At 58.5% G+C, this 25,891-nt stretch carries 21 protein-coding genes and 2 tRNA genes; 13 read left to right on the top strand and 10 right to left on the bottom strand.

Going from position 1 to position 25,891, the window contains the following annotated elements; all coding sequences use genetic code 11:
* Together cysC and AB4090_RS03720 are read right to left on the bottom strand one after the other, a co-directional pair.
* Positions 1 to 1,647 carry an adenylyl-sulfate kinase gene (gene cysC / locus AB4090_RS03715; RefSeq protein WP_369572514.1) on the bottom strand — a complete coding sequence of 549 codons (1,647 nt, stop codon included), beginning with the start codon at positions 1,645 to 1,647 and terminating at the stop codon, positions 1 to 3.
* On the bottom strand, positions 1,644 to 2,219 hold the full coding sequence (locus AB4090_RS03720; protein WP_369572515.1) for a phosphoribosyltransferase family protein: 576 nt from the start codon (positions 2,217 to 2,219) through the stop codon (positions 1,644 to 1,646). The genes cysC and AB4090_RS03720 overlap by 4 nt, the downstream gene beginning before the upstream one ends.
* 251 nt (positions 2,220 to 2,470) lie before the next feature.
* Between AB4090_RS03720 and purH the strand changes: the two genes are divergently transcribed.
* Genes purH through AB4090_RS03745 form a run of 5 tightly spaced genes read left to right on the top strand, consistent with a single transcriptional unit; the run spans position 2,471 to position 7,859 of the window.
* On the top strand, positions 2,471 to 4,042 hold the full coding sequence (gene purH, locus AB4090_RS03725; protein ID WP_369572516.1) for a bifunctional phosphoribosylaminoimidazolecarboxamide formyltransferase/IMP cyclohydrolase: 1,572 nt from the start codon (positions 2,471 to 2,473) through the stop codon (positions 4,040 to 4,042).
* A gap of 13 nt (positions 4,043 to 4,055) precedes the next feature.
* Positions 4,056 to 5,315 carry a phosphoribosylamine--glycine ligase gene (purD, locus tag AB4090_RS03730; protein ID WP_369572517.1) on the top strand — a complete coding sequence of 420 codons (1,260 nt, stop codon included), beginning with the start codon at positions 4,056 to 4,058 and terminating at the stop codon, positions 5,313 to 5,315.
* A gap of 8 nt (positions 5,316 to 5,323) precedes the next feature.
* Entirely contained in the window at positions 5,324 to 5,887 is a 564-nt protein-coding gene (locus AB4090_RS03735; RefSeq protein WP_369572518.1) for an L-threonylcarbamoyladenylate synthase, read from the top strand.
* Positions 5,887 to 6,777 carry an oxygen-dependent coproporphyrinogen oxidase gene (hemF, locus tag AB4090_RS03740; protein WP_369572519.1) on the top strand — a complete coding sequence of 297 codons (891 nt, stop codon included), beginning with the start codon at positions 5,887 to 5,889 and terminating at the stop codon, positions 6,775 to 6,777. The genes AB4090_RS03735 and hemF overlap by 1 nt, the downstream gene beginning before the upstream one ends.
* Positions 6,774 to 7,859, top strand: a complete 1,086-nt coding sequence (locus AB4090_RS03745; RefSeq protein WP_369572520.1) for a quinone-dependent dihydroorotate dehydrogenase — start codon at positions 6,774 to 6,776, stop codon at positions 7,857 to 7,859. The genes hemF and AB4090_RS03745 overlap by 4 nt, the downstream gene beginning before the upstream one ends.
* A gap of 7 nt (positions 7,860 to 7,866) precedes the next feature.
* Here AB4090_RS03745 and AB4090_RS03750 read toward each other — a convergent pair whose 3' ends face one another.
* On the bottom strand, positions 7,867 to 8,379 hold the full coding sequence (locus tag AB4090_RS03750; RefSeq protein ID WP_369572521.1) for a DUF3568 family protein: 513 nt from the start codon (positions 8,377 to 8,379) through the stop codon (positions 7,867 to 7,869).
* A 66-nt stretch (positions 8,380 to 8,445) separates the two neighbouring features.
* Positions 8,446 to 8,532: transfer RNA gene (locus tag AB4090_RS03755), tRNA-Leu, on the bottom strand.
* A 108-nt stretch (positions 8,533 to 8,640) separates the two neighbouring features.
* Here AB4090_RS03755 and glnE point away from each other — a divergent pair.
* From glnE to AB4090_RS03770, 3 genes are read left to right on the top strand one after another with little or no spacing between them, the layout of a single operon-like run.
* A complete protein-coding gene (gene glnE, locus AB4090_RS03760; protein ID WP_369572522.1) occupies positions 8,641 to 11,457 on the top strand; it encodes a bifunctional [glutamate--ammonia ligase]-adenylyl-L-tyrosine phosphorylase/[glutamate--ammonia-ligase] adenylyltransferase in 2,817 nt (938 codons plus the stop codon).
* A 3-nt stretch (positions 11,458 to 11,460) separates the two neighbouring features.
* A complete protein-coding gene (locus tag AB4090_RS03765; RefSeq protein ID WP_369572523.1) occupies positions 11,461 to 12,384 on the top strand; it encodes a branched-chain amino acid transaminase in 924 nt (307 codons plus the stop codon).
* Positions 12,374 to 12,607 (top strand): zinc-finger domain-containing protein, encoded by a 234-nt coding sequence (locus AB4090_RS03770; protein ID WP_369572524.1) that lies wholly within the window; start codon positions 12,374 to 12,376, stop codon positions 12,605 to 12,607. The genes AB4090_RS03765 and AB4090_RS03770 overlap by 11 nt, the downstream gene beginning before the upstream one ends.
* A gap of 14 nt (positions 12,608 to 12,621) precedes the next feature.
* Here the strand turns inward: AB4090_RS03770 and dsbD are convergent, their stop codons facing one another.
* Positions 12,622 to 14,472, bottom strand: a complete 1,851-nt coding sequence (gene dsbD / locus AB4090_RS03775) for a protein-disulfide reductase DsbD (protein ID WP_369572525.1) — start codon at positions 14,470 to 14,472, stop codon at positions 12,622 to 12,624.
* Between the two features lie 456 nt (positions 14,473 to 14,928).
* On the opposite strand from dsbD, the gene AB4090_RS03780 reads away from it, so the two are divergent.
* Positions 14,929 to 15,004: transfer RNA gene (locus tag AB4090_RS03780), tRNA-Asn, on the top strand.
* 223 nt (positions 15,005 to 15,227) lie between these two features.
* Here AB4090_RS03780 and AB4090_RS03785 read toward each other — a convergent pair.
* The 5 genes from AB4090_RS03785 to AB4090_RS03805 all read right to left on the bottom strand — a co-directional run bounded on the left by AB4090_RS03785 (position 15,228) and on the right by AB4090_RS03805 (position 21,886).
* Positions 15,228 to 15,857 carry a carbohydrate porin gene (locus tag AB4090_RS03785; protein ID WP_369572526.1) on the bottom strand — a complete coding sequence of 210 codons (630 nt, stop codon included), beginning with the start codon at positions 15,855 to 15,857 and terminating at the stop codon, positions 15,228 to 15,230.
* Between the two features lie 131 nt (positions 15,858 to 15,988).
* Positions 15,989 to 16,570, bottom strand: coding sequence for a cytochrome b/b6 domain-containing protein (locus AB4090_RS03790; RefSeq protein ID WP_369572527.1), 582 nt, complete (start codon positions 16,568 to 16,570; stop codon positions 15,989 to 15,991).
* The gene (locus tag AB4090_RS03795) at positions 16,540 to 19,632 is read right to left on the bottom strand and encodes an efflux RND transporter permease subunit (protein ID WP_369572528.1); all 3,093 of its coding nucleotides are present in this window, start codon (positions 19,630 to 19,632) and stop codon (positions 16,540 to 16,542) included. Before AB4090_RS03795 ends, AB4090_RS03790 begins: the two co-directional genes overlap by 31 nt.
* Positions 19,629 to 20,624, bottom strand: coding sequence for an efflux RND transporter periplasmic adaptor subunit (locus tag AB4090_RS03800; RefSeq protein WP_369572529.1), 996 nt, complete (start codon positions 20,622 to 20,624; stop codon positions 19,629 to 19,631). The genes AB4090_RS03795 and AB4090_RS03800 overlap by 4 nt, the downstream gene beginning before the upstream one ends.
* Positions 20,621 to 21,886 carry a TolC family protein gene (locus AB4090_RS03805; protein ID WP_369572530.1) on the bottom strand — a complete coding sequence of 422 codons (1,266 nt, stop codon included), beginning with the start codon at positions 21,884 to 21,886 and terminating at the stop codon, positions 20,621 to 20,623. The genes AB4090_RS03800 and AB4090_RS03805 overlap by 4 nt, the downstream gene beginning before the upstream one ends.
* Before the next feature lie 307 nt (positions 21,887 to 22,193).
* On the opposite strand from AB4090_RS03805, the gene AB4090_RS03810 reads away from it, so the two are divergent.
* From AB4090_RS03810 to AB4090_RS03825, 4 genes are all read left to right on the top strand, one after another.
* Positions 22,194 to 23,279 (top strand): DMT family transporter, encoded by a 1,086-nt coding sequence (locus tag AB4090_RS03810; RefSeq protein WP_369572531.1) that lies wholly within the window; start codon positions 22,194 to 22,196, stop codon positions 23,277 to 23,279.
* A gap of 115 nt (positions 23,280 to 23,394) precedes the next feature.
* Positions 23,395 to 24,132: an MBL fold metallo-hydrolase gene (locus AB4090_RS03815; protein ID WP_369572532.1), complete on the top strand. Its 738-nt coding sequence runs from the start codon at positions 23,395 to 23,397 to the stop codon at positions 24,130 to 24,132.
* Positions 24,129 to 24,479, top strand: a complete 351-nt coding sequence (locus AB4090_RS03820; RefSeq protein WP_369572533.1) for an ArsR/SmtB family transcription factor — start codon at positions 24,129 to 24,131, stop codon at positions 24,477 to 24,479. Before AB4090_RS03815 ends, AB4090_RS03820 begins: the two co-directional genes overlap by 4 nt.
* The gene (locus AB4090_RS03825) at positions 24,476 to 25,762 is read left to right on the top strand and encodes an MFS transporter (RefSeq protein ID WP_369572534.1); all 1,287 of its coding nucleotides are present in this window, start codon (positions 24,476 to 24,478) and stop codon (positions 25,760 to 25,762) included. Before AB4090_RS03820 ends, AB4090_RS03825 begins: the two co-directional genes overlap by 4 nt.
* Positions 25,763 to 25,891 lie beyond the last annotated feature (129 nt).

Genomic DNA, 25,891 nt, shown 5'->3' on the forward strand with positions numbered 1-25,891 from the left:
CTAGGGCTCCGCGCGCAGCACACCCGCCGCAAGTAGATGTTGCCACAAAGCAGCCAAGGCCTCGCCATCGGGCGACTGGCTGGTATCGAGGCGCAACTCCGGGGCTTCCGGTTCTTCATAGGGGTCACTCACCCCGGTAAAGTGGGAAATTTCGCCGCGCTGCGCACGCGCATACAGACCTTTCGGATCACGCTCAGCGCAGACCGCCAAAGGCGTTGCCACGTGGACTTCAATAAAAAGCCCACCCGCCTCTTCTACCAAGCGCCGTGCCTCGGCGCGGGCGCCACGATAGGGAGAAATGGCTGCGACCAGCGCAATGCCACCATGTCTCGCTACGAGGCTCGCCACGAAACCGATGCGGCGGATGTTTTCGTCCCGGTCTTCGCGACTAAAACCCAAGCCCTTAGAGAGAAAACGCCGCACCACATCGCCATCAAGCAGAGTCACCGCGCGAGAATCGTGGCTCTCCAGGCGGCGCGCCAGCATCCCTGCCAAGGTACTTTTGCCACTCGCGGAAAGCCCGGTGAACCACACCACCAAACCGCGGCGATCGGCACCCCGATAGGCCTGGCGTAGGATGCGAATCACCTCCGGTGGGGAGAACCAATCGGGAATCTCTTCGTTGGCCGCCAAACGACGCCGCAACTCGGTTCCCGATAACTCTGCCAAGCGCTCGCCATTGGCCTCGGCGCGCGGCACATAGGCACGGCGTTTGGAAGAATAGGCATACTCCGGCAAGAGCACCGGGATGATGCCGAGCTCGTCAAGATGTTCTTCCAGCAGTTCCTGGGCGGCAAAGGGCGGATACCAACTGCCTCGCTCGGGATGGCCAGGATCGGCATGGGCACGACCCACAACAAAATGGGTAGCGCCGTGATTACGGCGGATCAGCGCATGCCAGAGGGCCTCACGCGGACCCGCCATGCGCATCGCCAAAGGCAAAGGCGAGAGCAAGACCCGCTGCACGGGATAGTGGGGTAGCACCGCACGGTAGGCACGCATGCGCGCGGCGGCGTCCACATCTCCAGGCTTGGTCGGGCCGATTGCCGGGTGAAGCAGCAAGCGGGCATCCTCACCCAGCTCAGCCATCGCTGCCTGCGTAATGGCGATATGTGCATGGTGCAGTGGATTACGGGTCTGAAAGGCCAGCAAGGGACGCCCCGCGGCAAACGTGCGCAGCTCTTGCGGATAGCGGTACTCCGGGGGGAATTCCACCGCAGCAGCGCGACGCAGTGCATCTTCCTCCCAGGGTTCTACGCTTCCGGCGACGTTCCATGCGGGTAGGTCGAGAATCTGCGCCACCCCCGGATGCGCACGATCATCACTACCATAAACCAACAGCGCCTCGCGCCGGCGATCTGGACGATAACACTCTGTCACCCGCAGCCGCGCCAGGGGAGTACCATCTTCGCGATCCAGACGTAGCGCGCTGCCCGAGCGAAGCTCTTCGGCCAAGCGATCCGCCACTTCCAGGGTAATCGGCAGCGGCCACAGGCTGCCATCCGGTAGGCGCATTTGCGTACTCACCGATTCCCACGTCGCCTGGTCCATAAAACCCGTCAACGGCGCAAAGGCACCAGTAAGCAAAAGTTCCAGATCGCAGCGCTGACGTGCGGTCAAAACATGAACAGCCGTCATGTCGTTCATGACGCTTGCAGCGGAAACAGGGGCAGATGCGCCAGTGCCAGCAATGGCTCTGGCAGTTGCGGTGGCATATCTCCCTCGGTACAAATCGTCGCCACTGCGGCAATCTGCGCCTGCGCCTCGCCCATCAGGCTGCGCATGGCCTCCAGAGTTGAACCGGTACTGATCACATCATCGACCAAAACCACGGGTTGACCCTGCAGAAGCGAGCGATCCTTAGCATCCAGATAGAGGGTCTGCGGCCTGCCGGTGGTGATGGAAAGGGTTGAAGTCTGCAGTGCCTCGCCCATATAGGATTTATAGTTTTTGCGCAGCACAACGTAGGGCTTTTTCACCCGCAGGGAAAGAGCGTACGCCAGCGGTATGCTCTTCGCCTCGGCGGTTACGAGGGCAACATACTCATGCGTCGCAAGATCTTTTGCTAGGGCATCTGCGGCGGCTTCACAAAGTTCGGTATCGCCAAGAATATTAAGTACCGCGATTGCCAAGTCGGGGCTAACGGCAAAGAGCGGCAAATCGCGCCGCACCGCGCCAATTTGCAAGGCGTGACTCTCTTGCGGAAGGGAATTTTGCATTGTGGGCCTGTCCAGTTCATTTTTGGAAGGGTGACAGTTTGCCATGACTGGCCGCGCTTCCCAAGATTCTCTAAATTCCAGATTGGCTATTGCACGCTTTTCACGCCGGGTATATGATATTTTCATTCCATCGCCGCTGGCGATGTGTACGCAACGCTCCCTCCATCAGGAGGTTTGGGTACGACAGGTTTCCTGATCGTACCTTTTTTATTTCGACGCCCGGCCAGGGCGACAGCTAGGAAAGAGATTACATGGGCGGCATAACACGAGCTCTCATCAGCGTTTCCGATAAACAGGGCGTGGTGGAATTTGCGCGCGGGCTCTCTGCCCATGGCGTAGAGCTTCTCTCCACGGGCGGTACGGCGCGGCTGTTGCGGGAAGCCGGATTGGCCGTGATCGAAGTCGCTGACTACACCGGTTTCCCGGAAATGCTCGAGGGGCGTCTGAAGACCCTGCACCCCAAAATTCATGGTGGCCTGCTGGCCCGCCGCGACGATCCACAGCAAGAAGAAGACATGCGCCGCGCGGGAATCCCGCCGATCGACCTGCTTTGCGTGAATCTCTATCCCTTCGCGGCGACCATCGCGCAACCCGATGTAACCCTGGACGAGGCCATTGAGCAGATCGATATTGGCGGGCCCACCATGCTGCGTGCTGGCGCCAAGAACTGGCAGGGCGTGACGGTCGTAGTCGATCCGGCAGACTATGAACTGGTGCTACAGGAAATGGAGCAGAGCCATGGTGGTGTCGGTGCAAAACTGCGTTATCGGTTGGCGGCCAAGGTCTTCGCTCATACGGCGCGCTACGATGGCTTGATTGCCGACCACCTCTCCCGCCATCTCGACGATCTCGAAAAACCCGATGACTTCCCGCAGATCATCACCTTGCAACTGGAGCAAAGACAGAACCTGCGTTATGGAGAAAACCCGCATCAACGCGCGGCGTTTTATGCGGATGCCAGCGGCACCGGCTTGGCCCATGCCAAGCAGTTACAAGGCAAGGAGCTATCATACAACAACCTCGGCGACAGTGACGCGGCGATCAATCTGGTGCTGGAATTTGCCGAACCGGCTTGCGCCATCATCAAGCATGGTAACCCCTGCGGCACCGCCATTGGCAGAGACGCCGCCGATGCCTTTGCCCGCGCCTGGTCGGCAGACCCAGTTTCGGCCTTTGGCAGCGTCATCGCCTGCAATCGCGTTATCGATGCTGGTCTAGCGCAGGCCATTACAGAGTCTTTCATCGAGGTCATCCTTGCGCCGGAAATCGCACCCGAAGCTGCGGCCATTCTGGCGCGCAAAAAAAACCTACGGGTGCTGGCTTATGGTGCCCCGGAGAGCTGGCGGCAGGCCGGGGCCTGGGACTTCAAACGTGTGCGTGGAGGCTTGCTGCTGCAAGATTTTGATGACTTGGTAGAGGACGAAGGGCAATGGCGCGTGGTCAGTGAGCGTAGCCCGAGCGCAGAGGAGCAGCGCGATCTGCGCTTTGCCTGGAAGGTGGCGAAACACGTGCGCTCCAATGCCATTGTCTATGCGGCCGATGGGCGCACCTTGGGGGTCGGCGCGGGACAAATGAGTCGCGTCGATGCCGCCCGTTGTGGTGCCACCAAGGCAGAAGAACTGGGCTTCTCCCTACAGGGTGCGGCGCTGGCCTCGGATGCCTTTTTCCCCTTCCGCGACGGGGTCGATGCCGCTGGCACCGCTGGTGTCAAGGCCATCATTCAGCCCGGTGGCTCGATTCGCGACGAGGAAGTCATTGCCAGCGCCAACGAACATGGCATTGCCATGATCTTTACCAGTGTACGCCACTTCCGTCATGGCTAAGGAGAAGACCGCTATGCAAAAGGTCATGGTACTGGGTAGCGGCGGTCGCGAGCATGCTATCGCCTGGAAGCTGGCGCAGTCTAACGAGGTCGGCGAAGTCCTCTGCGTACCTGGCAATCCGGGCACAGAACACGAACCCAAATGCCGCAATCTCCGCGTGTCTCCTTTGGACAGCGCTGCCGTCGTCGCTGTGGCGCATGGCGAAGGTGTTTCCCTGGTCGTGATAGGCCCCGAGGCCCCCTTGGTAGCTGGCGTGCCCGATGCCTTGCGGCGAAGCGGCATTCCCGTCTTCGGACCGAACGCCGCGGCGGCCCGGCTGGAAGGCAGTAAGGCCTTTGCCAAGGAGTTCATGGAGCGCCACGGCATTCCCACTGCCGCCTATGGCCGTTTCACCTCATTGGCGGCGGGGCGGGAATTCCTGCAGGGTTGTGCCTTGCCCATCGTCGTCAAGGCCGATGGCCTCGCCAGCGGCAAGGGAGTCGTTATTGCCAGTACCCGCGCCGAGGCAGAGGAAGCACTGGCGCGTTTTCTCGCGTGGGGGCCGGTGCTGCTGGAGGAGTTTCTGGAAGGCGAAGAGGCCAGCTTCATTGCCATCATCAGTGACGGGCAGGTGCTACCGCTCGCCGGTTCCCAGGACCACAAACGCCTGCTGGATGCAGACCAAGGGCCGAATACCGGCGGTATGGGTGCCTACTCCCCTGCGCCCATCCTTGATGCCGCGATGAGTGAGCGCGTTCGCCGCGAGGTCATGCAGCCGATGGCGCGCGCCCTGCAAAAAGAAAGCCTGAGCTACCGCGGCTTCCTCTACGCAGGCGTAATGGTTACCAGCGCCGGACCGAAGGTACTGGAATTCAATTGCCGTCTGGGCGATCCAGAAACCCAGCCCCTGCTCTTCCGCCTACGCTCTGATTTGTACCCTGTCTTATATGCTGCGGCGCTCGCCGAGCCCTTGCCTGCCAGCCTCGACTGGGACCCGCGCACCGCGCTCTGCGTGGTGCTTGCGGCCCCAGGGTATCCTGAGGCGGCACAAATCGGCGCCCCTATTCTTGGTCTACCTAAGCAAGAGCCTGCCGATGCGAAGATTTTTCACGCCGGTACACGCGCCCAGGATGGTGGTATTGTGACTGCTGGAGGCCGAGTACTGGGGGTTACGGCCCTGGGCGATAGCGTCGCCAGTGCCCAGCAGGTCGCCTACGCCCTGGCAGACAAAATCCGCTGGCCAGGCAAACAATTACGCAGCGACATCGGCTGGCGTGCGCGGGGCCGCGGCTAGGCCAAAGTATGTTGCCGCGCAACCCACGCCGCGCTGATCTGCGTCGGGCCGTAGCCTGTTTGCGGCGTGGCGAAGTCCTTGCCTATCCCACCGAAGGCGTTTGGGGCCTGGGCTGCGACCCAAAACAATTACCGGCTTTTCGCAAAATCTTGCGCCTCAAGGGACGCGCACAGAAAAAAGGCGTTCTGCTGATTACCGGCCAAGATCAACATACCCACAGATATTGTGAACGGGACGCGCCACTGGCCCTGAATCCCGCCGACTATTGGCCTGGCACGACCTTGGTACTCCCTGCATGCGCCCAGTGTCCGCGTTGGATTCGCGGTCGGCATAGCGGTATTGCACTACGCGTTAGTGCCCACCCAGCCGTGCAGCAGCTCAGCGCAGCATTTGGCGGCGCCATTGTTTCTACCAGTGCTAATCCCGCTGGGAAACGTCCCGCACGTTCTTTACGCGAGGTATATCGCTATTTTGGCCGTCGGGTAACCGTGCTGTCTGCCCGTTTGGGCGGTGCACGTCGCCCAAGTACAATTATCGATGCCCGCAGTGGCAAAGTACTCAGGAGTGGCTGATGATCATCCCCCAGCTCGATGCATTAGAAACCTTTTTACTGGATCTGCAGGATGAAATCTGCGCCCAGCTCGCCGCTGCCGATGGGGTCGCCCAGTTCCGCGAGGATCACTGGGACCGTCCGGAAGGCGGCGGTGGGCGCACGCGGGTGATCGCCGAGGGCGATCTCTTCGAGAAAGGTGGGGTAAACTTTTCTCGCGTGTACGGTACGCAGTTGCCGCCATCCGCGACAGCGAAACGCCCGCAGATTGCCGGAAAGCCATTTCATGCCTTGGGAGTCTCTCTGGTTCTGCATCCGCGCAACCCATACGTGCCCATCGTGCACATGAACTACCGCTTCTTTCAGGCGGGGGATACCTGGTGGTTTGGCGGCGGCGCCGATCTCACACCTATCTATGGTTTTGTCGAAGATGCCGAGCATTTCCATCGCACTCTGAAGAATGCCTGTGATCGCCATCATCCTGATTATTATCCACGTTTCAAGACCTGGTGTGATGAATACTTCACCATCCGTCATCGTGATGAAATGCGTGGCGTAGGCGGGATTTTTTTTGATGACCTGCAGGGCGACGGCAAACAGCTTCAAGCATTTTGGGAAGATGTCGCGCAAAGCTTCCTGCCCAGTTATCTGCCCATTGCCGAGCGCCGCCGGGAATTGCCATACGGGGGGCGAGAACGCCAGTTTCAGTTACTGCGCCGCGGCCGTTATGTGGAGTTTAACTTGGTCTACGATCGCGGCACGCTCTTTGGACTGCAATCCGGAGGGCGCACGGAAAGTATCCTGATGTCCCTGCCACCCATCGCCGCCTGGGAATATGACTGGCGCGGCGAGCCAAACAGCCCGGAAGCACGATTGAAAGAGGAGTTTCTGACCCCGCGGGACTGGGTATGATCGAGCAATTGCTGCGCGGCATTCTCTTTCAACAAGACCCCGAACGTGCGCATGAGTGGAGCTTGCAGGCGCTGGAGCTATTGAGCCGGATGCCGCGCACGCGCGCTCATCTCTGGCCGGCGGCGCCCCTGGACCCCCTGCTTCGGCAGACACTCTGGGGTCTGGATTTTGCCCATCCCCTTGGCCTGGCCGCTGGCTTCGACAAGGACGCCCGCGCCCTGCCTGCCCTCTCTGCGATGGGTTTTGGCTTCCTGGAGATCGGCACGGTGACTCCGCGTCCCCAGATGGGGAATCCGCAACCGCGTCTCTTTCGTTACCCTTCAGAACGAGCCGTAATCAACCGCCTGGGCTTCCCGAGCGTTGGCATGGAGCTAGTCGAGAAAAACCTGCGCGGCGCCGGGACGCTGCCGGTACCGCTCGGGATCAATCTAGGCAAAAACAAAGACACGCCACTCGAGGAGGCGATAGAAGATTACGCCCAGGTTCTGCGTTGTTTGGCCCCCTACGCCGATTATCTGGTCGTCAACGTCAGCTCACCAAACACCCCAGGGTTGCGCCAACTCCAACAACTCGAGCATTTGCGCCCCCTGCTACAGCATCTGCGAGAGCTACGTCAGGAGTTACCAACCAAACGCACGCAAGTACCGTTGCTACTCAAGATCGCCCCCGATCTGGATGATGCGGACATCGCCGCTCTGGGCGAGCTCGCGCGCGAGGAATCGCCCCTATTGGACGGCTTCATTGCCGGCAATACCACACTGTCTCGCCCAAGCGATTGGCAGCCTGCCGAGCAAACGGGTGGCCTGAGTGGCGTGCCCCTGCGGGATCTGGCAACGCAAGTGCTAGCAAAGCTCTATCGCGAGAGTCATGGTGCGCTACCTATCATCGGCGTTGGCGGGATATTCTCGGCGGAAGACGCCTATGCCAAGATCCTCGCGGGGGCCAGTCTGGTGCAGGTGTATAGTGGTTGGATCTGGGGGGGGAGCGCAATGCTGCACGCATTCCCAGGGGAACTCACGGCGCTGTTACGCCGTGATGGTTTCTCTAGCATCTCCGCAGCGGTGGGACAGGAATCTCGCTGAGTACAGACTATTGCAGCGGAATCGTCTGCTGCTCTTCGGGTGCAGGTTGTTCCGTTGCGGCTGGCACTGCTGGCGCCGATACTGATGCGGGAGCTTGTGCCGTCGGCTGAATACCTAGTTGGTTGGCTAGGGCTTGCTGGAGGGCGAGGGAAACTTTCTTATCGCCGAGAGTACCAACGCGGATGTTTACCTTACTCACATCGGTAGCCATAGAAGTGATAGTCACCTTTACTCGTTGTGCCTGGGCATCGCTGCCTTCCATCAAGATCTCGTTGGGACTTTTCTGGATCATGCCCTCATAGCGGATGCCCACTTGCGAGAAGGCCGCCTGGGTGGCCGCGCTGGCGCGAGCGACACTCACAGGATAGAAAGCGTAGTAATTGGCGACACCACCATTTTCCACATAAGTGACTGCACCAGCTCCAGCACCCGCTGCGACTAGGGCTACACAACCGCTCAGAGGTGCGGCAGCGAACAAGGTGGCCAAGGCAAGCCAGCGATAAGGCATGAGTTTTTGCACGATTTACTCTCCGCAATCAACGCTACTGCCATAAAAAAACCCGGATTACCCGGGTTTTTTCTCAAATGGTACCGAGAGTCGGAGTCGAACCGACACGGTGTCACCACCACCGGATTTTGAGTCCGGCGCGTCTACCAATTCCGCCATCCCGGCTTACTTATCCGGCAATTCTAGCAAGAGCTGGGCGCGAGTTTCAAGCGCGCGTATGGGCGCCATTTCAGGCATGATGCTTAGAGCGTCGTGAACGATATGGAGAAAGGCATGGCAGAGGAGGATTCCTGCGCACCGGGTCTCGTGGATTTCCCCGATGAGAAGGCCCAACTAGAAAGTGCTTTTCAGGCATTTGTGGCAGCTATGCACAATCCTCTTTACAGCAGCGAAGAACAACGCAGGCTGCGGCGTATGCTCATCGCTAGCCCCTATGCACGTCGGCTTCTGGAACAACATCCTGTACTGCTGAATCAACTAGCCGCAGCGCCCACTCCCTTCGTCTGGCAGCCGGAAATATCCGAAGACAAGTTCCTGGCGGCCCTGCGTCGCCACCGACAAGCCCGCATGCTACAAATCATCTGGCAGGATTTGCGTGGGCCTGGCGCCGTCGACGAGACGGTGCAATCTCTTAGCGAACTTGCCGAAGAATCCCTGTCAGCCGCCTTGGACTATGGCCAGCAGCTATTGCACAAACGCCATGGTAGTCCGCGTGACGAGTCCGGCGCAGTCGTACCCTTTGTCGTTTTTGGCATGGGCAAACTGGGCGGACAAGAGCTGAATCTTTCCTCCGACATCGACTTGCTCTTTGTATATGGCGCATCCGGCGAGAGCGATGGCCCAATGCCCCTTGATAATCCCAGCTATTTTCAGCGACTGGGTCAATGGTTGATTCGCGCCCTGAGCGAGCTGCGCGCCGAGGGTTTCGTCTTTCGCGTGGACATGCGTCTGCGCCCCTTTGGCGATGCCGGCCCCCTGTGCGTCACCGCTGATGCCCTGGAGCAGTATTACCATCGCCATGGCCGCAGTTGGGAACGCTATGCGCTGCTCAAGGCGCGTCCCGTCGCCGGCGATCTAGCCTTTGCTGAGGAGGTATGGCAGCGCCTGCAACCCTTTCTCTACCGTCGCTATCTGGACTTTACCGCCCTCGCCGGGCTGCGCCGCGTCAAGGCGCTGATGGATGCGGAACAAGGCCAAGCCAGCCAAGACATCAAGAAGGGCCTGGGTGGTATCCGCGAAATTGAGTTCATTGTTCAGTCCTTGCAACTGATCCACGGTGGCCGCTTGCCTGCGCTGCGCGAGCGCAACACTCTGCGCAGTCTGGATCAGATCGCCACCGCCGGCCTGCTCAGCAACGGTGTGATCGCGACTTTGCAACACTATTACCGTCTGTGGCGTCGTGTGGAGCATGCTTTACAAATGGTGGAGGATCGGCAAACCCAGACTTTACCAAGCGACAATCTGGCTTGGCTACGCCTCGCCTGCGCATTGGATGCGGCCGATCCAGAGATGCTGCAAAAAGAAATCGAAGACGGACGAGCGCAGGTACACGAGATTTTTCTGCAGACCCTACCAGTACCAGCAACCAGTGCGGAAAATGATGCCGCGCAGATCGCCTGGCTCGCGGCCCGCAATGCCATCGAGGACAGCATTCCAGATGCCTGGGGACAACTCGTCCCCAATGCGCACGAGGACTGTTGGCTGGCACTGCGACATTTTGCGCGCAACCGGCGCGTACTGCAGCTTTCGCAACGCGGACAGGCACGGCTCGACACCCTCGTGCCCGGCATCCTGCGGCGGCTGGCTAACGCATCAGCACCTGCAACACTGCTCAACAATTACTTGCGGCTTCTCGATGCCCTACTCGGGCAAGCGCAATATCTTGCGCTCTTAGCGGAAAACCCCCACTGGCTGGGACGACTGGAGGACTATCTCGAAAGCCCTTGGCTCACGCAGGAACTGATCCGCTTTCCATCTTTGCTCGAAGATGTACTCTGTGGGCGCTCCGCGGCAGCACGGGATTGGCCCCAGCTCTTCAGCGAGAAGGAAGATCGCGAACGCGACCTGGAAGAACGCATGGACCTGCTGCGGCGCTTCAAGAATACCGAGATGCTGCTCATGGCCAGTGCGTTCTGGACGGCCAAGCAGGACGTCGCCAAATTACTGCCGGAGCTAAGCGACCTGGCGGGGTTCTGCCTGCAGCGTGCCCTACCCTGGGCAATCGAGGCGATGCTGCAACAGCATGGCGCCCTACCCGGTTACGCCAACCCACCTTTTGCCGTTATCGCCTACGGCAAGCTCGGTGGTCGGGAAATGGGCCTCGCCTCCGATCTTGATCTCGTCTTTCTCTATGATGCGCCGCCGGAGCTAGAGAGCAGCGGGCGTATCCCCCTAAGTGCCGCGGCCTGGTTTGCCCGCCTGGGACAGAAGCTGATTCACATCCTCAGCGTTCTCACCCGCGCCGGAACCCTGTACGAGATCGACATGCGCCTGCGTCCCAGCGGCCAGTCTGGCCCTCTGGTGAGTTCGCTGACTGCCTTTCGCAAATACCAGCGCGAATCGGCCTGGACTTGGGAGCACCAGGCCCTGACCCGCGCGCGCTTTCTTGCCGGTGATACCAAGCTCGGACAACAATTTGCCGAATTACGGCAGGAAATTCTCTGCCGTCCGCGTGATCGGGCCGATCTGGCCCAGGAAATCCGGAGCATGCGCCAGCGAATTGCGCGCGAAAAACCGGTACCCAAGGAGCAGTTCCATCTGAAACTGAGTCCGGGGGCCTTACTGGATATCGAATTTCTCGTGCAGTTTGCTATTCTCTCTTTTTCTGCGGACAATCCCGATCTATTGCGCGTTCCCAGCACCCATGAGGCCCTTTTGACACTGGGCGAGTTGGGTCTGTGGGAACAAAGCGCAGTGGCGGAGCTGGAGGGCGCCTGGCTGGCGTTGCGCGACGCAGAAAACCGGTGTTGGCTGCGCTTGCAGGCGCCCGCACTCGAACAGGACGACCCGCAGTTTGCAGCCGTGCAGAACACCGCGCTGCAAGTGCAAGAATGGACAACACGACTGGGCTTGGCGCCCCTTGAGGAGTAAACGATGTCGATGGAAGATCGCGATGGTTTCATCTGGTTTGATGGCAAGCTCGTCCCCTGGCGCGAAGCCACAGTGCATGGCTTAACCCACAGCCTGCATTACGGGCTTGGTTGCTTTGAGGGCGAGCGCGCCTACGCTACCGAACGTGGCCCCGCCATTTTCCGGTTACCGGAACACACCAAACGCCTCTTCAACAGCGCCAAGATCCTGCAAATGGATGCGCCCTTTACGCCAGAGGAGATCAACGCGGCAACGAAAGAAGTCATTCATGCCAACGGCCTGGAGTCTGCCTACATTCGTCCTCTGTTCTTCTACGGTGCGGAGGGCATGGGACTGGCCGCCAAGGGTCTGAAAGTGCACGCTTTGATCGCCGCATGGTCCTGGGGCAGCTACCTCGGACAAGAAGCTCTGGAGCGCGGCATTCGTGTCAAAATCAGCTCCTTCAGCCGCCACCACGTCAACATCCATTTGTGCAAAGCCAAAGCCAGTGGCAATTACATGAACTCCATGCTGGCCCATCGTGAGGCCCACAACGGCGGCTATGATGAGGCCCTGTTGCTCGATCGCGAGGGCTATGTGGCCGAGGGTTCCGGGGAAAACATCTTTATGGTGCGCGACGGGATTCTCTATACCCCTACCCTTACCAGCGCCCTGGAAGGCATCACCCGCGACACGATTCTGCGCTTTGCGCGCGACGCCGGCATCCCCATTGTCGAGAAGCAGCTTACCCGCGACGAGTTCTACATTGCCGACGAGGCCTTCTTTACCGGTACTGCAGCAGAGGTGACGCCGATTCGCGAGATCGATGACCGGAAAATCGGCAACGGGCGTCGTGGTCCCATCACCGAGGCCCTGCAGCAGCGCTACTTCGATACCGTAGCCGGACGCCGCGACGACCATCCGGAATGGCTGCATTATGTCGACTGAAACCGTGAATAGTGGCCCGCAGAACATCCAATGCTGTGCGCAAGGATTCGTCGAGATCGACCCGCACGAGTTACCCTTGGCCTGTCCCCGCCCCCTGGGCGGGGCCTGGAACGGGCATCCACGCGTATTTTTGAAGATTGAGGAAACGGGCGAGGCGCGTTGCCCCTACTGCGGCACGCTCTACCTACTCAAGGGCGGCCCGCTGCAAAAAAGCGGGCACTGACTGCCTTCTTGTTTTTACTTGGACGACGTGCCCAGCCAGTGTAGAAAGGCATCCGGTCCGAGATACCCCTCTTGTACTGCCGCCACCTGTCCATTGCTGGCAATGTGAATAAAGGCCGGTGGCCCCGCCAAACGATAGCGTTTGAGCAGCGCTTGGCTGCTGGCATTATTGGCTGTCACATCCACGCGAATAAGCGTGTATCCGGCAAGCGCCTGCTCCACCTGGGGATCGCGGAAGGCGGTCTGGTCCATACGCGCACATTCCACACACCATTTCGCCCAGTAGTCCACCAGTACTGGCCTACCGTGCGCGGCCTGCAGTGCGGCATCCAGGGCCGCGGGACTTTTGACGACTTGAAAAGATAGCTCCGTAGGATTCACGCTGGGGGAAGAGCTCGTTGTGCTCACGGCCAACGGATGTAGCGGGTCGGTCTGCCCCTGCAGGGCGCCAACTCCCATCACCAGACCATAGGCGAGCAGGGCCACCCCCAGGGCCTTACGGATGAGATTCCAACCACCAGCCGCAGCAGGCTCCAGCGCGCGTAAATACACCCCGGAAAAGATCGCGAGCAAGGCCCAGAGCAGCAAGGTAACGGAACCGGGCAAGATACGGCTGAGAAACCAGATGGCCACTCCCAGCATCAAGACTCCAAACACTGCCTTGATGCCATCCATCCACGGGCCCGCTTTGGGCAGAAAATGTCCGGCAGAGGTGCCAATCACCAACAGCGGAATTCCCATCCCGATGCTGAGGGCAAACAATGCCAGGGCACCGAGCAACACGTTTCCCGTTTGCGAAACAAAGAGCAAGCCACCTGCCAGGGGGGCGGCCACACAGGGCCCGACGATCAGTGCCGACAAAATCCCCATCACAAAGCTGCTGAACAGGTGCCCACCTTTACCCACACGAGACAGGCGCGTCTGTATGGCACTGGGCATCTGCAAATCGTAGAAACCGAACATCGACAGGGCAAGTAGGACAAAGATGAGAGCAAAAGCACTAATCACCCAAGGGCTCTGAAAAAACGCCTGCAGATAGGCACCCGTCAGCGCCGCTGCAATGCCAGCAATGGTATAGGTCAGGGCCATACCCAAGACGTAAGCCAGCGACAGGGCAAAGGCACGGGTACGACTAGGCCGCTCTTTCTGCCCAACAATAATGCCGGAAAGAATAGGGATCATGGGGAAAACACAGGGTGTAAAGGCCAGGCCCAGCCCTGACACAAAAAACAGAACCAGGGTCCAGCCAAAGCTTTTCTGCAGTGCCTTGGCGAGGGTAGCAGCATTACTTTGGGGGGCAACTGGTGTCGGCGCGCTGACAGTCGGAGAGGTCTGCACGGCAGCACTGCTTAGTACCAGCGGCGCGGTCTCTGCCAATAATCTGGGGGCCGGGGAAACAGCAATGGTCTTTTTCTGCTGCGGGTAACAAACGCCGGCGTTGGCACAGCCCTGGAAGGTGCTGGTGACCTCAATCATTTTTGGTGCCGTACCCGTAATGGTGTAGGGCAGTAGAACACTGTTGTCACCCTCAAGCACCTGCACCTTACCAAAGGCGGGATCATCTAGCAGTTTTCCTGGTGGCAGCTGGAGTTTGCCCATGTGCACATTGCTCGGCGCCAATTGCACCTGCACCTTGGAGCGATACAAGTGGTAACCGGGAGCCACCTTCCACTGCAGCGACAGTTTCCCTGCCCCAGCAGAGTGGGCGGAAAACTGGAATGCTTGGTCTGGCGATAAGAAAGAACTTCCCAGGGCACTGCCCAGGAGGAGCCAACAAAGTCCCAACAGGCCCAAGATGGAAACTAGGCTACGCCCCGCGTGAATCCGCATCAGATACTCGTAAGCACCTGATCTTTCGAACTTCATACACTCCCCTCGATTTGCATCAGGATCATCTCTACCAATCTGCAGCAATAGTCAGGCCAGATCTTCTGGGCTTGTGAGACTGTTTGCCAGCCATTGCGCATATTCCGGCAACACCGACACAATGGGTTTGCGCGATTTCTTCGGCCGTTGCGGCGTCGCTCATCGGGCAAAGTACCAAAAGTGCGTCTGTCATTGTCCTTATCCTCATTCCCCGCTCGCATGGTAGCAAACAGCATTGCCGCATCACAAAGCTTGCGCTGCATTTGGCCACGGCAAAACTATCAGCACCCGAAAACGCCAAGCCGTCTTTCAGCACGTCGTCAACCCGGGCATCGTTACCGTGCACAATGCTTTGGTCACCTGGATTGGCGCTTTGGCGTCACCGGTTCGCACCAACACATTGCAGATTTTGCGCATTGACGCCTGCAGACACTATCGGTATCCTACGCGAACTTTTCCCCGGTAGCTCAGTCGGTAGAGCGGGTGACTGTTAATCACTAGGTCGGCAGTTCGAGCCTGTCCCGGGGAGCCAAAAGAATCAGGCACTTAGCACAACTTGCTAGGTGCCTTTTTTCATTCTGTCTAACCTGAAGTAGGTGGTTGCGATTTTTTGGGGCAATCCCTATTTGATCAATGCCTCCACCATCCATATGAATCAAATTGCCGTTTTAACCAGAAATTCCAAAATAATTTTGCGCCACTGGCTGTAGCTTACTAACTAGTGGGGATGAAACAGCCGTCTTTGGCTTCGCCAGCTAGATCCGACCACGCCAGCCGATACGCAGCATGCCCACCCAGGCGTCAGGAATGGCATAGGATGCCGCATTGGCGCCAGGGTTGATGACGTACTGGATATCCGGGGACAGGAACACGTGATCGAATAGGGGCTGGCGTAGATTCATCTCCAGAAGGGTTTCGGACCCGCTGGATCGTTGCGACACTCGTGCCATACCGATGCTCAACGTGGTGCCCTCCGATCTGCGCAGAAAATGGCGCACACGCAGCCCCGTCCCGAAGTAGGTCGCTACCGATGCAGCGCTGGCAGGGGTGCCGGCTGCCTGCATAAATAGCCCCCAGTCGGCGCCCTTGCCCTGCCAGCGATATTCGGCAATTCCGTACAGCCCTGATTGCGCTCCCGCCGCTCCTATCGTGGTGTATTGCGTCAGGTAATTGCCCGAAACGGCGTTGACATAGCCTCCCAGCTTCCAGGTGAAATGACCGTCACCAAGCGGGATGACATGGTCCAACTCGGCATAATACAGAAAACCATCCTGCCCTATGGGGCTGCGAAAAGGACGGTAGCCGTCGGCGTCAAAGATACCCAACAGCATGCGGGTCTGACGCCAATGGGCGGTCACCATGACCCCAGGGCTGGAGAATGGCAAGCCCGGCGTATAGGGAATATTGATCGAGATAACCGGAAGAAACTCGAACGAGTCACCGAAAAGCTGGGCAGCGACGCCCGTCTGCTGAATTCAAAACGGAGGAGCTATAACCATGAGCCGGATTGAGGCGTTTATATTTCAGGTACAAAAACCCGTAAAATTCTCGGATTCCTCCGGGCATGTAATAGCGCCATGGTGATATGCCCACCCCAATACGCCCAGAGCAAATTCGCTACCAGAGAATGAATACTCTTGGGAAACTCATAATACGTAGCGGCAGGCTTGACTCCATGGGCCGAGAGAATCAAATAAAACATCAAGATTCCGCTCAGTCCCATGGTCGTTACCACCAAAATCCCCAATCCATGCACAAATCCTGGCAAACCACCACGCATGCCTCCCTCCGGCAAATTGCCGCGACAGGCATGGGTAATATCGGTCCAGATACGACTGCGGTGGATTCCCACATAGGGAAACAGATGCAGACGCAGCTCGCGGGACAGATAAATCTGTCGCCAAAATAGCAAAACGACTAGGAAGGTCGCCGTGCCCAGGATCATGTGCGCCCAATACAACACGTGCTGATAGGGCGCTACATTCACATGCTTCCAGATTGCGTGCATTTTGAGCTGACTGAAGAGCTGAAACGTCACTAGGACGGCGAAGGCGATATGCAGCCATTTCAGTTGCTTAGGCCAATTACTCTCTTCCATACCTTTCTCCCTGAACGGTTTGAAAAACCTGCATAAAGAACGGGCGCAAGCCACAGGCTCATCAGGGTTGCGATGAACAATCCACCCATAACCGAGAGCGCAAGGGGTTGGAGAAGATCGGTGCCATGCCCGATGCCAACGGCCAAGGGCAGAAAACCAAAAACATCGGCCAACATGGTCATCAGGATGGGGCGCAGCCGTTGCCGCGCGGCCAAGGCGACCAAGGATGGTCGCGGGTGATTGCCCCCCAACTGTCGTGCCCGCGCAAAGATCAGAATGACGTTGTTCACCGCAATGGCGAAGACCAGCAATATGCCCAAAAAAGCGGTGCTATCGAGGTCCGTTCCACTCACTAGCAAGAGCAGCAGCGCGCCAGGAGCGGATAGTGCCACCGAAAACAGCGCCACCCCGGCCGCCCGCTGGCTGCCAAACTGAAATCCCAGCAAGACGAGAAGGATGAGCAAGGCGGCGCCCAGGATGATCAACATTTGCCGAAAGCTCTTCTGCTGCTCCTGATAGTAGCCCACGATTTGGCTCGTAACACCGACTGGTAACTGCATCTGCGCAATGATGGATTGCGCCCGTCTTGCAGCCGTGGCCAGGCCTTCGCCGGCACGCGGGCTTAATTTGATTTCCGCATCGGGCACCAGATTCTGGTAAGTAACATAGGGCACGACACCCTGCAGATGGGTATCCGCACTTAGCGACAGTGGTGCCATGGTCCCATTGGGCAATGTTAGGAGCGTGTCGCCCATCGTTTGCGGTGTGGTACCGGGATGCGGCGCGACGTGGATGTCGATGGGGAGGATCTGCTCGCCATGCAAGAGGAAGCCAGCGGTCTGCCCCCAAAAGCGAGCTTTCAGCGCACTTGCAATGGCTTGCGGCGTAAATCCTTCCATAGTAGCGAGCGCGTTCGGTCGTATCTGAATCTCCGGCCCGGCAGATGGCGCCTTGAGAACAATGGAGTGGAACTCGTGGCTGGTCGTTAATTTCTGGGTAAGGGTCGCGGCTACCGCCTGCAAATGGCGGGGGTCACTGCCGAATAACTGAATCACCAACGGGGCGTGAGAACCAGACATATTCCCCAGGCGATTGATCATGACTTGTTGCGTTTCCAGGGTAGTCAGATTGGGCTCTGCCGCGCGAAAGTCGTGGCGCAGATTACGCATGACCTGCTCGGTGGTTTCTGTGCGTTGATCCTTGAGCAGGATCGTCAAACCACCCTTGTTGGGCGTGGCGTAGGCGTTTCCCAAACCCCGCCCAACAACGAGCGAAACATGCTCTACGTTGGGATTGTGCTGCGCGATCGCCATAAGTTTTCTACCGACATGCAAGGTTTCGCGAATACTGCTCCCTACCGGAGTACGGAAGGGAACCACAAATATTCCTTCATCCCAATGGGGCAAAAAGGCAGTTGGCAACTGGGTGCCCACCACGCCAGCGAGCAGCAGAAGCAAGACCACCAGCGGCGCCGCAAGCCACGGGCGGCGCATGCCACGGATGAGCAGGCGCCCATACTGCCGCCGCAACCATCGCTCGCCCCAAAGTCGGTGATGGCGTCGGGCACGTCCGGCTACCCACAGCGCAAAAATCGGCGTCACCGTCAGCGCAATAATTTGCGAAGTGACCAAAGCGATAACGATAGCTAGCGCCATGCTACGGAACAACAACCCTACGGTTCCCGAGAGGAAAACCAAGGGCAAGAACACAACACATGCGGTGAGCGTGGCAAAGGTCATTAGCGGCAAGATGTCGTGAATACGTTGCAGGGCGCGCTCGCGCCGGGCTTCAGCGTCTTCTTCGTGCAGGCCATGAATGCCGCGCTCGACAATGACAATGGCATGGTCCACTAGCGCCCCGATGGCCGCGGTAATCCCTCCCAAGGTCATGATGTCGATGCCAAAGCCCAGAGCGTGCAGGGTGAGCAAGGTTGCTGCGAGAGCGAGGGGGACCACCGTCAAAGTCGAGATGGCAGCATCCAAACGACCGAGAAAGAGCAACACCACCAGAAAGGCAAGCGCGGTGCCCAAGGCCAGCGCGATCCAGACATCTCTCAAGCTAGAACTGACCAGATGACTGAGGTCGTAGATGGGAACCAGATGCGTGTCTGGCGGTAAATGCTGAGCGAGATCTTGCAGTTTTTGCTGTATATCGGTTGCTACTTGCGTCTGGTTTGCGCCCTGCTGCGCCGAAACGTCCAAGAGCAATGCGTGCGGCCATCCGGCCACGGCGGCCTCCCGCAGGCGCGGCGGCGGGGCAACGTGAATGCTCCCCAAGGTGCCCAGAGCAAGCGGGGTACGAATACCCTGCGCATTTGCAGGACCAATGGGTAAATTGAGCGCGGCCAGGGCAGCGATACTCTCAGGCCGCGGCGTCGTGCCCAGCAAAAATTGCTCATGGTAAGCATGCAGCACCCCGGAAAAATAAGGCCCCTGATAGGCGCGCAACGCGCTAACGACATCAGCACTGGTAAGATGATATTGGGCCAACCGACGTGGATTGAGCGTTACCCGAACTTCCGGCCATCCCCGCCCTGTCGCGTCGACGTGGTACACATCGGGAATGGCCAAAAGCGCTGGTCGGATAGTGAAGGCAAAGGTCGCCATCATGGCAGAGCTATCCAGGTGATGGGAGACCAGAGCGTATTCCACCAAGGGATAGATGTTGGGGGTCATCAAGCGCACACTCATGCTGGACCCGGGCGGCAATGAAATCTGCGAAAGGCGGGCTTGCAACAGGAGATAGGCTTGTTCTGGAGAGGTCCCCTGGCGAAAATAGATATGTAGCTTGCTTAAGCCGTTACCGGTCTGGGCGCGAACCAGGGTGACACCGGGCTCCCCCTTGGCCGCGTCTTCCAAGGGGCGCGTCACCTGCAGCAACATAAACTTTACCGGCAGGTCATGCGTATGCACCAGCACCGCCACCTTGGGGAAATCGACCGGAGGAAATACGCTCTCGGGCATCTGGAAAAAGGCGTAGATTCCGGAAGCCAGCAAGAGCAATATCAGCAGGAAGAGCGTACTGCGCGTCTCCCAGAGAAATTGCAGATAGCGGCGGATCATGGTAGTGACGTTACCGCAGAGCCTGGGCTGAGGCGGATATTGCCACGGGTAACCACCTGTTCTCCGGCACGTAATAGCGCATGAATGACGACCATATCTCCATTCTTCGCGATCACCTGCACCGGCACCTGTTGCGCACGGCCTTTTTCGATGCGCCAGACAAAACTCTGGGCACCGTGCATGACGATGGCATCTACAGGCACCTCCAAATGCGCCTTTTTCGACACCTTGCCAGGCAAGTGCAGCGTTACCCATTCTCCCGGAAGCAAACGGCTCTGCGTAGGCAGATCAACGAGCACTGCTACCAAACCAGACTGCCGCGCGCTTTGTCCGACGCTGCGCACGGTGCCGGTCAGGTCGCTGCCATTATCATTGATCATCACTGGTTCACCAACGGTCAACGCCTGTGCCAAACGCGGTGGCACCAGGGCCTGTATCCAGGGCCTGCCACGCCCATCAATGCGGGCGATTGGCGTTCCTGCCGCAACCGTAGCACCAACCGGTACCAGGTATTGGAGCATCCCCGAGATAGGTGCCTGAATCTGCATTTGTGCAGACTGCTGTTGTAGCGCGGCAAGGGCATCCTGTGCCTGGCGCGCCGCCAGACGAGCGGAATCCACTTGCGCGCGAGCAATAACTCCATCACGAAACAGTTTTTGATCGCGTTGCAGGGCGTCTTTGGCGTAACCCTGTTGCGCCTGGGCGGCGGCAATGCGGGCGGAAAAACCTGCGGCCTGAATCTGTGCCAGCAACGTCCCGCGACGAACCGGGCCATCCTGGCGCAGTGGTCCGAGCACCCGACCCGTCACGGGTGCCGCCAAGGTAACTTCGGCACGACTACGTACCTCCCCCAGCGCCGACATGGTCGTTTGCGATAGTGCCGACTGCACCCTTGCCACCTGTACGGGTATCCCGGCAGCGAATGCGGCGGGCGTCTGGGTCAGGAGAAAAATCAGAAATGGCCAGAAGCAACAGCGTCGCACAATGATCATGGCAATTGCCCCGTGTCCAGGAGTAGTTGTTTGAACGCCAACTCCACCCGCAAACGGGCTTGTACATCGGTCAGGCGAGCTTGAATCCAGGTATTCTGTGCCTGCGCAAGATTCAGGGCATTGATGGCACCGGCGTGAAAACCTTTTCGCGTCATGCGATAGACCGCTTCGGCGTCGTTGGCAATTTTTCCCGCATGACGGGCATTTTCCTGGGCACGTCGATATACGCCCCAATCTTGATTGAGGCGCGCATGCATCTGCAACAGTAGCGCCTCTCGATCGGCACGCACTGCCCCAAGGTTGGCATCTGCCGCCGCCACCTGGGCTTGGCGTCGACCAAAACCAAAAAGAGGCATGCTCAGACCCAGCCCGACCTGCCAACCCAAATCCCGCCGATGTGGTATACCATTGTTATCGATTCCATAGGCAAGTTGGGCATTGAGCACCGGGAGATAAGCGGCTTTTTGCACCGCCTTTTCTGCGCGCGCCACGACAATCTCTTTCTCGGCAAGCCGCAAAAGGGGCTGACTAGCCTGCATCTGCTGCCATAGTTGCGACAGGGAAACAGACGGAGCTGGTGATGGCGGGCGATTCCCGCGAATCGTCGTATTGGCGTTGACGCCAAGCCCCAACTGCAAATTGAGCGCACGCCGCTCGGTCTGCTGCTGCACCTTGGCCAGGGCCAGTTGACTACGCGCCTGAGTCAACAAGAGTTCGGTCTGCACGACATCGATGCGGGCGAGCGCGCCGGCATGAAAGGCTTCCTGGGTGCGGGCAAAGAGTCTCTTGTCATAGCCTGCAGTACGCTGCCAAAGCGTAGTCTGCTCCTGCGCTAATGCGAGTTGAAACCAAACATTGGTAATACTTGCCGCGGTTTGCAATCGTGTCAGCGCAATTTGAATCTGCGCAGCCGCGGCACTATCCCGCGCCGCCTGCGCCAACGCTTGCAATTGTGCATCAATCACCGGCGCCGTGATCGCAAGTTGGCCAATCGTCTCCTGCCTGCCATTGGCAGAGACAAAGAGTGGCTGATTTTCACGGCTCGCCGACCAGATACTTCCCGCGCGCAAGGATAATTGTGGCAAACGACTCGCCTGTGCGGCCTTGGCCAAGTCCTGGCTGGCACTTGCCCGTTCTTTGCTGGCCGCTACCTGCGCCTGTACAGCTACACCGCGTTGAACAGCCTGAGAAAGGGTCCAAGACGACCCCCGCGCGGCAGGCGCAAGGAAGAGCAGAAAAATGCCGACGCAGGTACTGGGCATCACCAAATGCCGGCAGACGAAAAAATATGATGTTTTGCGGAACATGGGTACAGAGTATGGCATGGAATTCTTTGACAACAATTAGATGTTGCCCGGAACAGCAGGCCTTGCACAAATTCTTGGCGTTGCCTTGTGTAACTGACCAGATGCTATGGACGTTTTCTACCCTGGCTGCGATGATCCCGGCATGATCTGACAGATCGTCAAACGATAATGGGGTTTTCATGCACGAAACCTGGCTAACGGCTTTTGGCGCGGTATCGGTGACGGCAATCTGGTATACCCTGCTTTTCATCGCCTTGCGCAAATGGCTAGAACGAAGACGCGAGGCTTGCTCGTGACCTCTGGGCTACGAGAAAGTCTACGCCATCCCGGCGTGCTCGCTGCCTTGGGGGCCGCTTTGCTCTTTGGCGCCGGAACGCCAATCGCCAAAATTCTCTTGCACTCCGTCAGCCCATGGCTCATGGCGGGGCTGCTGTATCTCGGGTCCGGGTTGGCCCTATGGATCTGGCGAATGCTTTCTGGCGCTAAAACGGTGCGCCTCCCCCGCAGTGAATGGCCCTGGCTAGGGGGAGCTATCCTCGCTGGTGGGGTCGCGGGTCCTGTGTTCTTGATGTGGGGCCTTACCGGCATACCCGCCTCCAATGCTTCTCTGCTGTTAAATGCAGAAGGGGTATTCACCGCCCTGCTGGCCTGGTTTGTCTTCCGCGAGAATTTCGATCGCCGGATTGCTCTGGGCATGGGCGCCATCGTCGTCGGGGCTTTGATTCTGAGCTGGCCAGGACGCGCTGGCTTCGGTCAACTCTGGCCAAGCCTCTCCATCTTGGCTGCGTGTTTCGCTTGGGGACTCGATAACAATCTCACGCGCAAGATCTCCTTTGCCGACGCCACCTGGATTGCCGAGGTCAAGGGTTTGTTGGCGGCGCCGGTGAACCTCGGGCTCGCGTTTGTCTTGGGGGAACATCTCCCTGCCTGGCCCAACGTCGCCAGCGCGATGGGGGTAGGCATATTGGCATACGGGGTAAGTCTTGCCTTGTTTGTCGTCGCATTGCGGCATTTGGGCAGCGCACGTACTGGCGCTTATTTTTCTATTGCCCCGTTCATTGGCGCCGCATTGGCAGTAGGACTCGGGGCGCCAGTGACTTTTCCTTTACTTGCCGCCGGCGCACTGATGGGCCTCGGGGTTTGGCTTCATCTCACAGAACAACACGTTCACTTTCATCAGCACCAATTCATGGCGCATAGTCATACCCATGTCCATGATGCCCACCACCAACATGCACATGATTTCCCCGTCACTCCCGGCACCCGCCATAACCATTGGCACGAGCACGCACCCCTCGGCCACAGTCACGCTCACTACCCCGATATTCACCATCGCCACAAGCATTGATCTCTGCAGGAACAGAGTACGTGCGCCAGACATCTCTGGACCGGTTACTTGTGCTTGACAACTGGTTGACGCCCCTTATAGTTTACAAATATCGAAACTAACGAATAGGTGAACCATGTTTTTTCAGCAGCGCGGCGGCGCCGATGGCACGCAGTCCTATTTCTATGGTTGTGGCGGCAAGGGATTCGCTGTGGCGGTTGATGTCGTCGCTGGGGACGAGGATTGGTTTGTGCGACAAGCAGAGCAAAAGGGTGTGCGCATCTCCTATGTTATCGACACCCACCTCCATGCCGACCATCTTTCCGGCGGGCGGCAGTTGGCGCAGCAAGTCGAGGCGCCCTACTGCATGCATGAGAGTGATCAGGATCAGGTCAGTTTTCCGATTCATGCCCTGCACGATGGCGAAGTGCTAGAAACCGGGAACGTCCACACCCAAATTCTGCATACGCCAGGACACACGCGAGACAGTGTCTGTCTCTTGGTGACCGACCGGCGGCGCGGACCCGAGCCCTGGTTTTTACTGACAGGAGACACCCTCTTCGTCGGCGCCGTCGGGCGGCCTGATCTGGGGGGAACGCCGGAAGAAATGGCGGCCCTGCTCTATGAGAGCCTACAGAAAAAAATCCTTCCCTTGGCAGATACCCTCGAAATCTACCCCGGACACGCGGCAGGCAGCGTTTGTGGTGCGGGGCTGTCAGGCAAGGCCAGTTCCACTCTGGCCTTCGAGAAACGCTGGGACCCCTATTTGCAGATGGATCGCGCAACCTTTGTGCGCGAGCTGGTCGCCAGCATCCCCCCCCGGCCCGCGCAGATGGACCAGATCGTGGCGGCCAATCTGGGACGTGGGGCATGAGCGCAAAAACGGTACGCTTCGCCCTCTTTGCTGAGGTCTTCGCTGCCCTTGCTCACCCCAAGCGCTTGGAGATCATCCACTTTTTGGGCCAAGAGCAACACAGTGCCGGAGAACTGGCAGAACGGACCGGACTCTCAAAGGCCAATCTCTCCCAGCACCTCAACATTCTCAAGGCGCGGGGCCTGGTCCACTGCGAAAAATGTGGCACCTTCTGTCATTACCGCTTGACCAGCCCCAAGGTATTGGAGACCTGCCAGCTCGTGCGTGGACTGATTCTGGAGCAAATGGAAATCACCACGCAGCAACGCGCGGAACTGGTACAGCTCCCGCAGAAAGATTCGGCGTGAGCGCCGTGCCTCCTGCGGCCACCGCGCAGTATCCGCGGGGCATTGCGCAAAACTCACAACAATTCGTCCTACAGACGGTGCAGGTATTTTTTGTCGGACTCATCATTGGCATGGAACGCAACGTCTTGCCTACCATGCGCCAAGACTTTGGGCTAGGCAGTCATGCCTTTTTCTTTCTGGCGAGTTTCGTCATTTCTTTTGGCTTGGTGAAAGGCGCCCTCAACTTTGTTGCTGGCGACCTCTCCGATCGAGTAGGCCGGAAACACGTGTTGTTCTGGGGTTGGCTGGCTGGCATCCCCATTCCCTTGCTGATTTTCTTTGCCCCGAACTGGTGGTGGATCATCGCCGCCAACGTCTTTTTGGGTATTAATCAGGCGTTCACTTGGACCATGACGGTGACCAGCCAGATCGATCTGGCGGGGACTCGACAACGCGGCCTCGCCGTAGGTATCAACGAAGCCATGGGCTATATTGCCGTAGGACTGGCCGGCTTGGTGACGGGATATCTAGCGTTGGCTGTTGGCCCGCGCTGGGCGCTCCTCGGCTTTGCCTTGTTGGTCGTTGCATTAGCCTTGCTTTTGCTTCCTTGGGTGCGCGATACCCTGCCTTGGGCACAAACCGAATCTCGGGAGCAGAGTCCCCAAAATCCAACCGCTTCTGACACCGTCAAAACACCACAAGAAAGCCGCTGGCAGAGCTTTGTCCGAGTCTCATTTCGGGATCGCACCTATCGTGCGCTCTGCCAGGGTGGGGTTGCCAATAAGGTTGCGGATACGCTGGTGTGGGTGATGCTGCCAGTGTACTTTCGTTTTCATGGCCAAGGGGTCGTACACATCGGCTGGATTACCGGTATCTACGCTATGGTCTGGGGCCTATGTCAGTTTTGGACTGGGCATCTAGCGGATCGTGTGGGGCGCAAGGCGCCCATCCTGTCTGGGTTCTTCTTGTTGACGCTTGGACTAGTAGGCGTTGCCCTGGTCCACCACTTTGCCGCCTGGATACTGGCGGCCGCAGTCATGGGCATCGGTATGGCGCTGCTCTATCCCAACCTGATCGCGGCGATGGCAGATGTGGCGCCTGCGGCGGCACGTGGCAAGACGTTGGGGATCTATCGCTACTGGCGTGATACCGGATATGCCATTGGCGGACTGCTTTTGGGTGGCGCAGCCCAGTGGACGGATGCCGCTTTGCCGACGATCTGGTTGACGGCTGGCATCGTCGCCATTTCCGGAGTCTGGATTGCCATCGCGGTCCGAGAAACGCATGCACCCACACAACAATAGTGTTGTGGGAGCTCATGGAAGGCTCATTAGAAAAGTCTACGTCCATGTCCTGGAACGTCCTTGAGAAGGAACGGTGGTTTCGCCTTTTCCAGTTTGTCGTATTTTCGTACTATGCTTACAGCGTACAGC

It is taken from the genome of Acidithiobacillus sp. IBUN Pt1247-S3 (assembly GCF_041146875.1).
Lineage (GTDB): Bacteria > Pseudomonadota > Gammaproteobacteria > Acidithiobacillales > Acidithiobacillaceae > Igneacidithiobacillus.